Source organism: Methanothermobacter sp. KEPCO-1, assembly GCF_008033705.1.
Classification (GTDB): Archaea; Methanobacteriota; Methanobacteria; order Methanobacteriales; family Methanothermobacteraceae; genus Methanothermobacter; species Methanothermobacter marburgensis.
The window spans coordinates 1,710,880-1,726,187 of sequence record NZ_CP042937.1; the positions used below are offsets into that span (position 1 = coordinate 1,710,880).

5 protein-coding genes are annotated in these 15,308 nt (G+C 47.3%); 4 read left to right on the forward strand and 1 reads right to left on the reverse strand.

Annotated features, from left to right (window positions below; all coding sequences use genetic code 11):
* Positions 1 to 148: 148 nt before the first annotated feature.
* Complete coding sequence (locus FVF72_RS09115) at positions 149 to 8,971, forward strand: carboxypeptidase regulatory-like domain-containing protein (RefSeq protein WP_147671945.1); 8,823 nt, start codon at positions 149 to 151, stop codon at positions 8,969 to 8,971.
* Between the two features lie 107 nt (positions 8,972 to 9,078).
* On the opposite strand, the gene FVF72_RS09120 is transcribed toward FVF72_RS09115, so the two are convergent.
* Entirely contained in the window at positions 9,079 to 12,537 is a 3,459-nt protein-coding gene (locus tag FVF72_RS09120; protein WP_255503729.1) for a DNA-directed RNA polymerase subunit A', read from the reverse strand.
* A gap of 220 nt (positions 12,538 to 12,757) precedes the next feature.
* On the opposite strand from FVF72_RS09120, the gene FVF72_RS09130 reads away from it, so the two are divergent.
* From FVF72_RS09130 to FVF72_RS09485, 3 genes are read left to right on the forward strand one after another with little or no spacing between them, the layout of a single operon-like run.
* A complete protein-coding gene (locus FVF72_RS09130) occupies positions 12,758 to 13,441 on the forward strand; it encodes a DUF169 domain-containing protein (RefSeq protein ID WP_147671946.1) in 684 nt (227 codons plus the stop codon).
* Positions 13,442 to 13,478: 37 nt separating this feature from the next.
* The gene (locus tag FVF72_RS09480; RefSeq protein ID WP_255503730.1) at positions 13,479 to 14,144 is read left to right on the forward strand and encodes a PAS domain-containing protein; all 666 of its coding nucleotides are present in this window, start codon (positions 13,479 to 13,481) and stop codon (positions 14,142 to 14,144) included.
* Positions 14,081 to 15,151, forward strand: coding sequence for a sensor histidine kinase (locus tag FVF72_RS09485; RefSeq protein WP_255503731.1), 1,071 nt, complete (start codon positions 14,081 to 14,083; stop codon positions 15,149 to 15,151). The genes FVF72_RS09480 and FVF72_RS09485 overlap by 64 nt, the downstream gene beginning before the upstream one ends.
* Positions 15,152 to 15,308 lie beyond the last annotated feature (157 nt).

Consider the following 15,308-nt stretch of genomic DNA (forward strand, 5'->3'; position numbering starts at 1 on the left):
AGTTTTATGAATTTTAATATTACTCTAATTCTTTTTATATGAAAAATCGATTTAAGAAATTTTATTTTTTTAATCTTAAATTAAAAAATTTTAAATACAGCTAGATAGAATAATATAATCATTAAAGGGGTTCTGGGGGGGGTAAATTTTGAAGGATTTTCTTTATGGAACATCCTCCTTAAAAGAAGCTGCATGCACTGGATTTGCAATTCTTATACTTTTACTCACTTTATTTGCCCTGGCAGGCTCAACTTCCGCCGCTGAACTCAACGACTCGGCAATACCGCCGCCCGGCATTGACCCATACGGGACAGTGAAGTCCTGGAATGGGGACCCGATTGAAAATGCAACCGTTAAGGCCATTCAGGGTGGTGCGACAGTTGCAGAGAACACCACCAGTTCATCGGGAACCTACAACCTTATTCTACCTCCAGGCACCTATGAAATTGTGGCATCAGCCGAAAATTACACCCCATCATCACTTATTCTTGACGTGAATGAACCCCTCGAGGTTAACTTTGAACTTGCATACCCCAACTCATTCTACGGCACAATCCATGACGCCTCCGGCGCGCCACTGGAGAACGTCATCGTTGAGGTCCGTGACCAGCTGGACGTCACCATTGCAGAGAACTACACAGATTCCGCTGGCAGATACATGGTGAACTACGGCAGATACTTTGATGAACACCCCGGAGTAATACAGGCCTACCTTGCTCTCGTGGCCTTCCGCGGAGACCTCTTCACAGAGAGGTACAACATCCTCATGGACCGTGGTGAATCATCACGCTTTGATTTTGAAATGGAGTACCGCACCTCCCTCAGGGGCACTGTGAGGGGCCAGGAAACCCTGCCATCAGGTATCCCTGTAACAGTCCTTCTTGAGGGCGAGAACCGCACAGAGTACACCGACCCCTATGGTAACTTCTACTTTGAGTTCAGAGAGGATGAGGTCCCCCTCGTGAAGGGGGTAACTGTGGATGCATATGGTTACCACCCCTGGAGCAGTGACCTCACCCTGCAGCCAGGTGATGAAATCTCACTTAACATAATCCTGAATGAGAGGGCGCTCCTCACGGTTAAGGTCACCAACTCAAGTGGGGAGCCCGTTGAAGATGCTGTTATCTCATTCGCTGGAATGGAGGGATACACCGGTGAGGATGGCTCAGTTAAACTGGCCGTCGAAACAGGAGAACTCACCCTTCATGTTTCACATCCACTCTACGCCCCTGAAACCAGAACAATTCAGGTTGTTGATGGTGAAAACACCCTCAGCATTGAACTCATAAGGCTCGGGCTTCCGGTTGAGGTTAGGGGAACCGTGGTTGATAGGGGAATACCCATTGAGGGCGCCGAGGTTGTCCTTGAATCAGGCTCATTCCGGTTAAGCAGGTACACCACTTCCAGTGGGGAGTACGCCTTCAGCACAGATGACCACCCCCTCCTCACATCAGGTGTTCCTGTGACACTCAGTGTGCAGATGTGGATGTATAAACCCTACGCTGAGACCTTCACAGTCCCTGAGGCAGGGGATTACAGGGAAATTGAACTTGAACATGAAACCACACTGGGGGGTTATGTGAGTGACCCCGATGATAACATCGTATACGTGGATGTTACCCTCAGCTACACCCAGAATGGTGAACCTGTTGAGCTGACAGCGGGTCTTGATGAGGGAGGCCATTACCTCTTCTATGGTGTTGGACCCTCAGATACAGGCACATATGACATCCGCGCGTATCACCCACTCTACAGACCCTACCATGCGGTCATAGCCCTGAACATGTCATCTGAAAATGTTCATAACATCGTTATGGGCTACTATGACGGCTCAGCATCCTTCAAGGTAGTGAACTGGGATGGAGAGCCGCTGAGTGGAGTGGGCATCCAGCTTGATGGACCCGCCTACCTCTACAGGGTCACCGGGGCGGATGGGGTTGCACTCTTCAACCACATCCCCGATGGCCTCTGGACCTACACCATGGGGCCCTACGGCTATGTACCGGTCACCGGTAATTTCACAATCACTGATGGTAGCAGCGAGTCACTGACTGTGAGGCTCATAAGGATGGGGCTTCCTGTGACACTGCAGGGTCACGTCTATGACTCAATGGGCGCACCGCTACGGGGTGTCAGGTTGAACTTCTGGCCTGACACACACCCTGGATACACATCCATATGGGGCGACACGAATTCAGAGGGGTTCTACATCTTCACAACCCAGAATTTTCCTGAACTGGTATCAGGCCTCTCAGGTCACCTCAAAACCTACCTGTCACACTACCGTGACGCAGACATCTACCTGTTAATGGGTGAGGGTGTCACAACCCAGGACATCCACCTGGACCTCTGGCCCTCAAATATCACGGTTAATGTTACTGACATTAATGGCAACCCTGTGGCCGGTGAAACCGTCTACCTCTATGGTCCGGACAGGTTCAGCGGCACCACAGGTGCAGATGGTCTTGCTGTATTTGAACACTGCCCGGCCTCAGAGTACTGGAATGTCTGCATCTACCCCACTAACTACTACTACTGGGACGGCTACTGGTACACCCTCACAGAGGACCGGAACCTGACTGTCAATGTCACACTGGTTCCAACTACAGTTCCTCTTGAGATAAAGGGTACCGTGGTTGATGACGTGGGGGTTCCAGTATTCAATGTTAAGGTGGACCTCATCTACATAAACGCAGACCAGCAGGTTGTATGGAGTTCAGTAAGGACAAATGGCTCAGGTAAATTTTCCTGTAACCTTTACGCAACAACAGCCAACCTCATGAGGCTCGTATTCTCAAAGGATGGTTACAGGAACCTCACCGTGGATATTATGCCCTGGGAGTTACCTGTGAACAGAATTTTCACCCTTCAGCTTGATGTGGAGGAAACAGGCAGGGTGCAGGGTTACATAAGGAACTTCCTGGGTGAGCCGCTCTCAGGGATAACCGTCACAGCATCAAGGTTAGGTTACCCCAGCATCTCAAACATCACAGATTCCAGCGGCTTCTACAGCTTCGACCTTCCAGCCGGAAACTACATCTTCACAACCTCCAGCCCCAGCCATATAACCGTGAGTAAGGCCACAACGGTTGCACCCAACCTCATAATCCCTGTGGACTTTGAACTGCACCTTAAAAACTCAGTTTATGGTAGGGTGCTCCATGCGAACCTTGACAGGGACCCCTCACCTCTGGAGGGGGCTGTTGTGGAACTTTTAATGGATGGTACATCAGTTGCATCCACCATCACAGACTCTGAGGGAAGGTATGAAATAGCCGCCCCCATATCAGGATCATATAACCTTACAGCGGCACTACACCCGTATGAGCCTGCATCAGAAGAAGTTAACCTCCAGGAAAACTCAGCCCTATTCAGGGAGATCATACTGTATCCTGGTCCATACTCAGGCATCCATGGTACAGTAACAGATGCCATAACCGGCCTTCCCATGGGGGGCGTCACCGTGACCCTCAGACGTTACATCGGTGAATTTGTTGACCTTGAAATTGAAGTGCTCACAGGTTCAGATGGATCATACAGCTTCCAGTCACTGTACCCATGGAGAACCTACACCCTGGACTTTGAAAAGCCCTCTTACGTCCCTGTAAGGGACCTCTGGTTCTTCCCTGGACCTGGAGAGGATATCGAACACGATCAGGTGCTTCAGCCACTCCTATCAACGATGGTTGAGGGCCAGATACTCTGCTGGGCCGGGCTCCTCCAGGGTGAGGTGTTCCTTGATGGTGCCAGCATGATCACGGGCCCCGATGGCAGATTCGAGTTCACCGATATCATACCAGGCTACCATGTACTTACAGCCTATGTGAGTGGCTGGGCAGAGTCTGTCTACTTCTTCCTTGGAAACGGGGAGCACCTCCACCAGGATGTTGTCTTCAGGACCTTCGTAATGGACAGGTACCCCTCACCAGGTGAGGTCCTCAGGGAACTTCAGAGTGTGGGTGTGAGGCTCTTCGGTGGAAGGGATGGTGCTGCAGCCACACTGAACCTCTACCTTGGAACAGCCGCCACCGGGACACCACTTCCCGGAATACTTTCATGGACAGGGGAGTGGCTCATATTCACACCCTCCTCAATGCCCCCCAGGGGCCCCTGCACAGCCAGGGTTGAGGTGCCGGGTGAGGTAACAGCGACCTGGACATTCCAGTACCTGCCACCAACAAGTAATCCACCAGTTATTACATCTGTAACCCCAGCCGATGGAAGCTTTTTCAGAAAACCATCCTCCCTAACCATAAAAGCCACATTAATCAATGACCCTGGTAACGGTCTCTCTGATTACTCTGACATAACTTTTGATGGAGTTGTAATTCCAGGGACTGTAACAGGCAATATTCTAACAGGTAGCTGGCAGATAATGTCTGAAGTCACAGCAGAACCAGGAAGATGGCCACTATCAGATGGCTGGCACACCATCAAGGTAAGGGCATTTGACCTTCAGGGACTCTACTCAGACTATGAGTGGAAGATATGTATTAGCAATCAGGATGGGCCACGGATATACAATGCCTCCGTATCCCCTGTATTTTCACCCATCCACGGGTTCATGAATATATTTGCTAATATCACTGAACCATTGAGTAGTGTCTATCTCTACTTCAATGAGGGACCCCTTAACATTGGGACTTTTAATGAAAATATCACAAAGTGCTGGGATGGATCTGTAAATAATATCAGGCTCCCTGATGGTCCAGTATCTTTCCATATGGTGGGCGTGGGGATGGATGGTTATTTTTCAAACATAGTTTATTTCTCAACGGTTATAGACAGCACCGGCCCATCAATTACCATATCCGGACCGGACATTTTCAACACAAGGTACCCTGAGATAACAGGCTTCCTTTCAGATCCCGCTGGAATCGGGGGCTTCAATGTGACGTCCTCAGCTGGCACTGTGAGTTACAGCTTCTCATCCACAAGTTTCCATGTAAATATGGAAGTTCCATCAGACGGCTACTACACCCTTCTCTTCAACCTCACGGATACACTGGGCAACAGCAGAACCGTAGCCCATAAAATACTGGTAGATACCATAAAACCCGTTATAAAATTCATCAACCCACGGGAGAACGATACGACACGTCCAGGTACATTCCTTAGTTTCAGGTTGATCGATAACACATGCTCAGGTCTTGCAAGGGCCTATCTAATGCATAAGTCAAGGAAGTACCCTGCCCCCAACCCTGCAAACCTGGAGGTGTTGCTGGACGGTCAGAACATCACAGACAGACTCATCTACAGTGAGAGAACCTATATAGATGTTGTGAGTGGGAACACACCATATGGATATGATTACCTCGCATCCCTTGGAAGCGTTCTTGTTGGGTACAACCCCGTACCCTACGAATACCTTAACTCTGGTCTGCATGTTCTGAAGGTTACAGTGAGGGACAGGGCAGGGAATGAGGCAAGTGATGAGATCCATTTCTCAACCATAACAGCCATACCAGATATAACTGAGATAGACATGGGCATGACTTCCGGTGAAAATGAGACCCTCACAATGATATTTAATGTTCAGGAAAACTCAGATGGGGGTTTCGATAAATTCATACTTGAAATCGATGGGAAGGAGATAGATTCAATCCCAAATGTAAATATCGGGCCGGAGCTCTATCAGTGTACCCTCAAATACATTATAAAGAGGCAGTTCAGTGAAGGTCCGCATACGGTAAGTTTAACTGTCATTGATAGAAGGGGCTACAGAAACACCCTTGAAACAGGCTTCTATCACCTTGAGAGGGTGCCTGTGAACCTTTCCTCAGTTACTCCAAGGTATGAGTACATACCGGACATCATGGTTTACTCAGGAAACCACACACATCAGCTGCGAATAGACCCATCAAGCAGGTTCCTCCCTGGAAGCAGTGCCCTCTATGGTTACTGTGACATGGATGGACCCAGTAAAGCTCTTCTTACAACAAGCAATGAAAGATCATCAAACAGATTTCTTCCAATGGGGGGGCAGCTCTCATTCACCGTCGCGGAAACACCATTCGTTGATGCAAGCGGCGCAGAGTTCCTCTCACTCTGGATGACTGACATATCTGTTGAAACAAATATTAACTGGGGATGGGGTGGTGCCATACTGGCATACTTTGATGATGGCCGTGGATACAGTCTCCTGGTAAATGGAACCGCAGGTATACTGGGCTTTGATCTCCTTAGCGCCCTGAATCCCCCTGCAATACTTTACGCAAAACACGAGGCGCCCTGGGTGAACTGGGGTGGAATAGTCCACGACAGTGTAGCGTCAGCCAGAGGCGCAGATGGAAGGTTATGGAATAATTACATTCTAAAGATACCCCATGGACTCAACAGGGGTCATATAAGAGTTATATTTGTCTGGGAGACAGTTAACTGGTTCCAGGGCAGTATAAGAGACTGGAGCTCTGTGTTGAAAAAAACGGTATCTGTATCCTCAAAGATAGACAATGTTGAATTCATCAAATCAGTTGTGGATAGTGTTTACCCATCCCCAAGAGAAGAAAATGTTCCGCTTAGACCCACTATATGGGCCCACTTCAAGGTTCCACTAGATCCTAGAAATTTCACAGGCAACACCCTCCAGATAAGAACCCCTCAGGGAGGAATAATAAATGGTACAGCATATTATGACACCTCAACGAATAAAGGATACTTCACGCCCATAGAGGAACTTGGAGGTCTCAGGAACTACCTTGGATATATTGGATCAGATATAAGGACAATTTACGGTAGAATACTTCCAAAACCAGATCCCTACAGATGGGAATTCCAAACAAGAATTGGTGAGGCAAGAATATGGCAGACCATCAGGTACAACGGAGAGGACTACTGCATATTCCTCCTCTGGGCGGCAGGAAGTGGTGGCTCACCCTCATATCTCCCCTCAGGATCAGCGCTTCAATCAACATATGGAACTCTGCTTCAGATACATGTCCTGAAGAAGGTTGGAGACAATTACTATGAATTGGGGGACCCTGACCTTGCATATACGATATTTCAGGCAGCCGAGAGGAAGGCATTCTACAGCAAATTCATACCAGGATACTCTGAACTTGTAAGCGACTCACTGACCGAATGGGTTGAGGACAGGGCAGATACATGGAGTGGTGAGGCCCTCAGATTCCTCAGCTACCTCTTCTCAAACCCTGCCCCCATCCCAGATGATGAGGACGTCATAAAGGATATGATCGCAATGATCCTGGGTGATGGATCAACCGCCACCACACTCACAGGAGTCCAGCAAGCCCTATCATGGTTCTCAATGGGCATTTCAGGTTCCAGCAAGGTAAATGATCTTGTTGAAAAGCTCAGAAAGATGCAGGCAGAGAAGGCAGGCAAACCATTCCAGGCCACGGTGGTTAAGGATGTTCTTAAGATAGCGGAGCTGGTAACTGGAGAACTGCAGTTTCAGAGGGAGCTCTGGGAGTTTCTATTTAAATGCATGTGGCAACTCAGGGTTACAGAAGCCTACAGGCCCCAGCTGGAAGCCATCCTGCCATACACTTATGGAAGCACCCATGAGGCAATAGAGGATATGCTATCCGCCGATATAAACAGCATCCAGAATGAGATCGCTTTAAAGGTCATCAAGCACATTGGGGTCCAGTCATTTAATATAATAAGAGATAAGGTATTTGAAGTAATCTCAAAGAACCCATATGGTATGGTGGTGATAACAACATTCAAGGTCTTCTTCGCCCTTGCAACAAAGTTCACCAGATGGGATGATGTACATGCATCAACACATGTTGCCCTTGCATATGCCAATGCAGAGGACAGCTTCTATAGTGCATGGCTGGGTCATGTTAACACCTTCAAGTTAATACCCTCAGACAGTGTCACGGTCTATGATACATCACTTCCAGCTCTGGCATCAAGGCTATGGTACGCTTCAGGTGGAAACTTCTACGATGCTATGGTTAAAATAGGAAGAATAGTCAGAAACTGGCCCACCTCAGACAGGGAATCATGGGATAAAGCAATAGCCAGTTATGAGATTCGTGCGACGGATTACCTCAAAAGAAGCAGTAACTTCATTCCAGAGGTTCTAACATCCACTGCAGACATAATGAACCTCTTGCCGCTGATAAAGGTGGGTACGGCAGGTAAACCCTCAAGCATATATATTGGAGCGCATTCACCGGTGGCACTCCTCGTAACAGCGCCTGACGGCCGCAGGATAGGATATGACCCCACACGCCCTGAGGGTCAGAGAATAGTCAACGACTTCGGTGCCAGCGCATTCTACAACAGCCCCTACAGTGAACCCCAGGTCATGTTGATACCGGCAGGTATAGGGGAGCTCAGGATACAGGCCTTCGGGGTTGACACAGACAGTTACAGGATAACCGTTGAGGTCCTCGATGAGGATGGAAACCCCATCTCAGGTTCAGAGTGGACCGGTAACATAACCCCCGGTGTCTATAAATTCTTCAGCATACTCATAGACCAGTACGGTTCAACCTACAAATACGATGGCAGGGCACCTGTTATCAGGGTTACAGGAGTATCAGGTGGTGGAAGGTACACCGGTACAGTTAAACCCCTCATATCAGTTGCCGATGACAACCTTGAAGGGTGGTTCGCAACACTCAACGGTAAACTCTACACAGGGGGCCCGGTAAGTTCACCGGGTGTTTACACACTGGTTGTGAGGGCCACCGATGGAGTGAACGTGGTCTACAGTACAGTGATCTTCATGATACAGGGGGTTTCACCTGTGAAGCCACCCAAGGAGGGTGAACACGGCGGTGTAATGGAGACTGCAGCTGTAACAGCTGTGTACACTGTTTCAGGTGCTGTGAGTGAGGTCCCCTCAAGGGCTGTGGTACCGCCCGCTGAAATGGTTAACGTTACACCCACGGGAATGAGGGGAGGATATGACTACACATGGCTTGCGGTGTCTCTCCTGGTATCAGTGCTCATAATTGGGGTGTATGGGGCCCTTAAAAGGAGGAATACGTGAAGATATGATCATGACCTTCATAAAAGTTTCATATTTCAATTCCGCGAGGTCCCCAGCAAAAAAAAACATCTTTTCGCCCACTTTCTTTTAAATAACTGAGGAATCATCTAACTAAACTTCGATTTAGAAGAGATCCTTATTTCCTCCACTAATCTGTCAAGGTCCACGATCTTTCCGTAGTCGCTCTTAGCAGGGTCAACGCCGTCCTCACCAAATCTTGTCTGTATTATAAATCCCCTGTTGTCAACGACCTTCTCGTCCTCGTTGACTTTGAGGTCCTGGAGGGCGTTTACAAGACGCCTCTGCATGTAACCGCTCTGTGAAGAGCGAATTTCTTTATTAACAAGGCCTTCCCTTCCACCTATAGCGTGGAAGAAGAATTCTATGGGGTCTAGGCCTTTCATGTAGCTTGAGTGTATGAATCCACGGGACTTTGCACTGATTTCTCCCTTCCTGAAGTGGGGAAGTGTTCTCTTATTATATCCTCTGCTTATTCGACCACCCCTCACTGACTGCTGCCCCAGAAAGGCTGATATCTGTGTGAGGTTGATCATGGAGCACTTAATACTGGTTCTGGTCATTATGAATGCATGATTCCAGTCCATTCCCAGGTAGTTTTCCACTATTTTTTCTGAGGTTTCCCTTGCATTCCGAAGGATGTCCATTATTTCTATCTCCAAGGTCACCTCAGGGCTTTTATCAGACAGAAGTTCAAGTGTTCCGTTCTCATATGCATCAACCATCTGGTCAATTCTTGACTCTGCTATTCTGAGCTCTTCAGTTATCATATCTTCGGCATTCTCTGTAATCTCAAAATCCCTGATGCTTACTGTGAATCCTGTTTTCATCAGGAATGTTAGTGCCAGCCTCATTGAGGATTCCAGAAATTCGCCTGCCTTTTTTGCACCGTATTCTCTTATTATTTTATTAAGCAATTTACCTGAAAATGCTCCGCAAGCGTCTTTATCAATTACTCCGGCCTTGAGCTCTCCATTTCTTATTATAACATAAGCATCATGTTCACATTCCTCTTCAAGACATTCCTTGCATTTTTTGCATGAGTCTACCTTAAAGGTCGTGTTAAGATCATCAGGGAGTATAAGGCTGAATATTTCTTTCCCACTCCATTTCCTACCCTCTCTGGATGGTAATGGTATTCCAGCCCTTTTTAGTAGCTGGAGTGCATCCTCTTCATCAAATTCCGCATTTTTTGTCAGCAGATATAAACCTGAGGTATGATCATTTATAGAACCTATGATAGGACCGCCAAACCTTGGTGACAGAAAATGCTCCTGGACGATCATAAGTGTCCTTGCATCTCCTATTGATTCTTGAGTCTGGAGTACATGCATGTTCATCTCGTCCCCGTCGAAGCCTGCGTTGTATGGGGGGCAGACGCACGGGTTCAGACGGAAGGTCTTGTAGGGTAGGACGCGGACCTCATGGGCCATCATGGACATCCTGTGGAGTGACGGCTGACGGTTGAACAGGACTATGTCACCATCCTTGAGGTGCCTTTCAACGATGTAACCTGGTTTCAGGTTCCCAGTAATAATCTTTCTGTTCTTGGTGGAGATCCTTATCTTGCGGCCGTCTGGCCTTATAACGTAGTTGGCTCCCGGGTGTACGTCGGGCCCGTTCTCTATGTATTCTCTCATGCGGTCTATGTTCCATTCTGTAACGTAGACCGGTACTGTGACCTCCCTGGCTATGATCTCAGGGACTCCCACCTCGTTTATGCTTATGTTGGGGTCCGGTGAGATGACTGTACGGGCAGAGAAGTTAACCCTCTTTCCTGAGAGGTTGCTCCTGAACCGCCCCTCCTTACCCTTGAGCCTCTGGGCTAGGGTCTTGAGGGGCCTGCCAGAGCGGTGCCTTGCAGGAGGGACACCAGCGGCATCGTTGTCGAAGTAGGTTGTCACGTGGTACTGTAGGAGTTCCCAGAGGTCCTCGACGATCAGCTGGGGGGCCCCTGCCTCCATGTTCTCCTTGAGGCGCTGGTTTATCCTGAGGATATCCACGAGTTTGTGGGTCAGGTCGTTCTCTGATCTTTCACCGGTTTCAAGGGTTATTGATGGTCTCACAGTTACAGGTGGAACAGGCAGGACTGTGAGGACCATCCATTCGGGCCTTGCAACCTCGGGGTTGACTCCAAGGATGAGGGCGTCGTCGTCGGTTATCCTCTCAAGCCTGTCCCTCACCTCGCTGGGTGTTAGCTTGTAATCTATTCTGTCAAGAACCCTTCTAACATCTCTTATATTAATACGGCAGAATTTGTCGGAGGTTTTGGTGTACTCTTCTATTTTTTCCAGTATTTTGTCGATTTCTTTTTGAGTTAGGTCACATTTGTTTTCAACTAGTTCCCTTACTTCTGGAACCATTACACTCCGCAAAATATTCTCTATTTTTCCCACGAGGTCTTTGGTTTTTTCGATGGACAATTTCTCTTTTTTATTAAGGAGATTCCTGATATTATCAATTAAATTTTTGTCGTTTTTGTCAGGGAATTTTATACAGTAGCATTTTGCTAATTCTTCTATTTTTTTTAGTATTTTTTCGATTTCTGCTTTTGTTAGGTTATATTTTTCCATTATTTCTTTTATTTTTTCTAGGAGTTCTTTGGTTTTTTCGCCGAATTTGTTGAGGATGTTTATGATGTTATTGATAGAATCTTGGTCTAGTTCTAGTATTTTTTCGATTTCTTGTTTTGTTAGGTTATATTTTTCCATTATTTCTTTTACTTTGAGGGTATCTGTTTTGTTTATTTTTTCTAGGAGTTCTTTGGTTTTTTTGGCGGATAATTTGTTGAGGATGTTTATGATGTTATTGATAGAATCTTGGTCTAGTTCTAGTATTTTTTCGATTTCTTGTTTTGTTAGGCAATAATATTCTTGGTCTAGTTTTATACAGTAGCATTTTGCTGATTCTTCTATTTTTTTTAGTATTTTTTCGATTTCTTGTTTTGTTAGGTTATATTCTTCTTTTTCTAGGAGTTCTTTTGCTTTGCCGATTTGCTTTTTGTTTATTTCTTCTAGCAGTTTTTTTATGTCTCCGCTTTTAAGTTTATAGTCACCCTCAACGATGGAGACAGGTTTATCCAGTTTTATTTCCTCCTGTTCCTCCTCACAGTGGGGGCACTTCTCGCGCCTGGCCTCTGTGTATATCTCCTCTATTATGGGTGTGAGGCTCTCCTCCTTCTCCATCGCCTCAAGTATCCGCTGCCTGTACTCTTCAATCTCCACCTCTGTAAGCAGGACCCTGCCGCATTTCCAGCAGATTGACCTGAGGATCTTGTGTATTGTATCCGCGAACCCCACGTGTATAACGGGTCTTGCAAGGTTTATGCTTCCAAAGTGCCCGGGGCACTCACCACCCTTGGCCCCGCATGTCCTGCACCTGAGGCTCGGGTCTATGACACCAAGCCTCGGGTCCATGAGCCCGTTCTCGATGGGGTACCCGTCCTCGTCATAGGTGTCCGGTGTCACGACCTGGGTAACGGACATCTTCCTTATATCCTCAGGGGACATGAGACCAAAATTTATCCGGGAAATTTTCTTTAATGCCATATTACCCCCGTTAATATTACCTGATGTTTATTTCACATTAAACATGTAACTGAAGGTCTGGGAGAATGATTTATCTAAGATTATAAATCAAATAGTGACATTTAAGTTTTTATATTTGATATCCATTCAAAAACTTTAAAAAGTCTGAATTTGATTTGACTTGTAATTTTTTGGTAAAACTAATAAGAACAGTCATGATATAGATAAATGTGGTGTTACCATGAATCACATTGAACTGGGGGAAAAACTTAAGGAACTCTTAAAACTTGAAAATGAACCTGTGGCCATAAAATGGTCCGTCAGGGAGCCAGCCGACATTGAAAGGGAGAATGGTAAATCAAGGTTCTGTGAAAAACTCGTGAAGGCAATGAATGGCGAGGTTTTCTATGCGACCAGTGATGAGGAGGAGTGTATGGGGGGTGCCAGGTACACTGGCCTGAGGGATCCATCCGAGTTCCCTGCGAACATGCGAAGCGGCGCTTTCCTTGTGCCCATGGGGGTCTACAGGAACATACCGGCGGTGCAGCGCTCATGGAGGGGTAACCTGAACATTGAAGCGGGTATCTTCAGGGCCCTTATATTCTCCCCCCTTAAACTTGCTGAATATGAGCCAGACGTCATATTCATCCTCTGCAATGCCAGGCAGGCAATGGAGGTCCTCCATGCCAGCGCCTATGACTCAGGTTCACATGGCCTCGGGGCCGACTCTGGACCCATATGCAGTTCAATGGCAGCACTCCCCTACCTCACAGGTAAGGTGACCTATGGATTCGGGGATGTGGGCTCAAGGAGGTACATGGGCCTGGGGGATGATGATGTCATAGTGAGCATCCCCGGAGGTGACCTGCAGCGTATCGTCTCGAACCTTGAGGAGATGAGGACCAAAAAGCTATTCAGGGGTTGATGATGAAACATAAATTACTGCTCAAGGGCTGAGGTGAATGTTCAGGATTCTTCTCGTGAAGGATGGCCATGGTGCTCCTGACTTAGAGGAAAAACTGAGGCGCCATGGTTTCAGTGTGGATGTGGCCACAAGTCTTAAAGATGCCAAGAAAACTGAATCAGACCTGATCCTCATATACACAACCCCCCAGAGGGTGGGTGATTGGGTTCCTGGAGACACCGGGATCCCCCTCATGTACCTCATAGACTTTGAGGATGAAGGGAATCTTGTATTAACCTGTCCATATGGCTGCATTGAGAAGCCCGTGGATGATGGTGACCTTAAAAGCTGCATTGATTTTGTCATGAGCAGGATCATCCTTGGGGAGGAGCGCTACAGAAAACTTTTCGAGTACATCGATAGCTGCGTGGCTGTATATGAGGCGGTTGATGATGGTGAGGACTTCGTAATCAGGGATTTCAACCGTGCCGCTGAACGTGTTGAGAGGGTGAAGAGGGAGGAAATACTGGGAAGGAGGGTGACTGAGGTCTTTCCAGGTCTGGATGATTTCGGGCTCCTCGAGGTTCTAAGGAGAGTATACAGGACTGGAAGGGCAGAGCACTTTCCTCTTGCCTTTTACAGTGATGATAGAATAAGCGGATGGAAGGAGAACTTCGTCTACCGCCTCCCTCAGGTGAGGTGGTCGCGGTTTACAGGGATCTAACAGAACGTAAACAGCTCGAAGAGAAGCTTAAGGAGAATGAGCGCTTATACAGGAGCATATTCGAGAATACCGGTTCTGCGACAACCATAGTTGATGAGGACACCACCATACTGATGGTTAACAGGGAATTTGAGAGACTCAGCGGCTACTCCAGGGAAGAGATAGAGGGCAAGAAGAGCTGGAGGGAATTCTTAGCAGACGAGGACCTCAAGAGAATGGAAGAATATTACCATCTCTGGATGAAAGACCCTTCACTTGCACCAAGAATCTATAACTTCAGGTTCCGTGACCGTCATGGTAACATAAAGTACATAAGGATGAACGCGGATCCCATCCCCGGAACCACAATGATCGTGGCTTCACTTGTTGATGTCACAGATATCAGGGAGGCTGAAGAGGAGATACTCAGGGAGAAGGAGGTTCTTCTGCGGGAGATACACCACAGGGTCAAGAACAACCTCCAGATAATATCAAGCCTCCTGAACCTTCAGCTTTCAAGGATAGGGGATGAAGAACTCCGTAAAATAGTCAGGGAGAGTCAGGGAAGGATAAAGGCCATGGCCATGATACATGAACACCTTTACCAGTCAGAGTCACTGGAGAGGGTCAATTTCAGGGAATACGTGGAGAAACTGGTTGGGGACATAATCATATCCCATGGGGTAAGTGTCAGGAAAGATCTTGAGATTGAGGACATAGAACTTGACCTGGACACCGCCATTCCCCTGGGGCTGCTCATCAACGAACTTGTAACCAACAGCATCAAGTATGCATTTCCCGAGGGAAGAGGCACCATAACCATAGGTATGAGAAAGGCCGACGGTTCAGTAGAACTGGTGGTGGCAGATGATGGTGTGGGTCTTCCAGAGGATATTGACCCCTCAAGTACCGATACACTTGGACTTAAACTTGTGAGTCTCCTCACCGACCAGCTGAACGGTAAGATGACACTGGATGTGGAGGGTGGTACGAAATTCAGTATGGTTTTCAGGGACAGGGATGAATAGGTTGCAGCCATTAACATAACTTCGTAATAGTGACGTTACGAATCCACATGGTCAGAATAAACACTTAGGTAGTACTATTTGAGGAAATTTTATTTAAAATTTACTGTAGTAATAATCTTGAATTATTTAGCAAATTTTACCAAAAGGGGGGAGATAA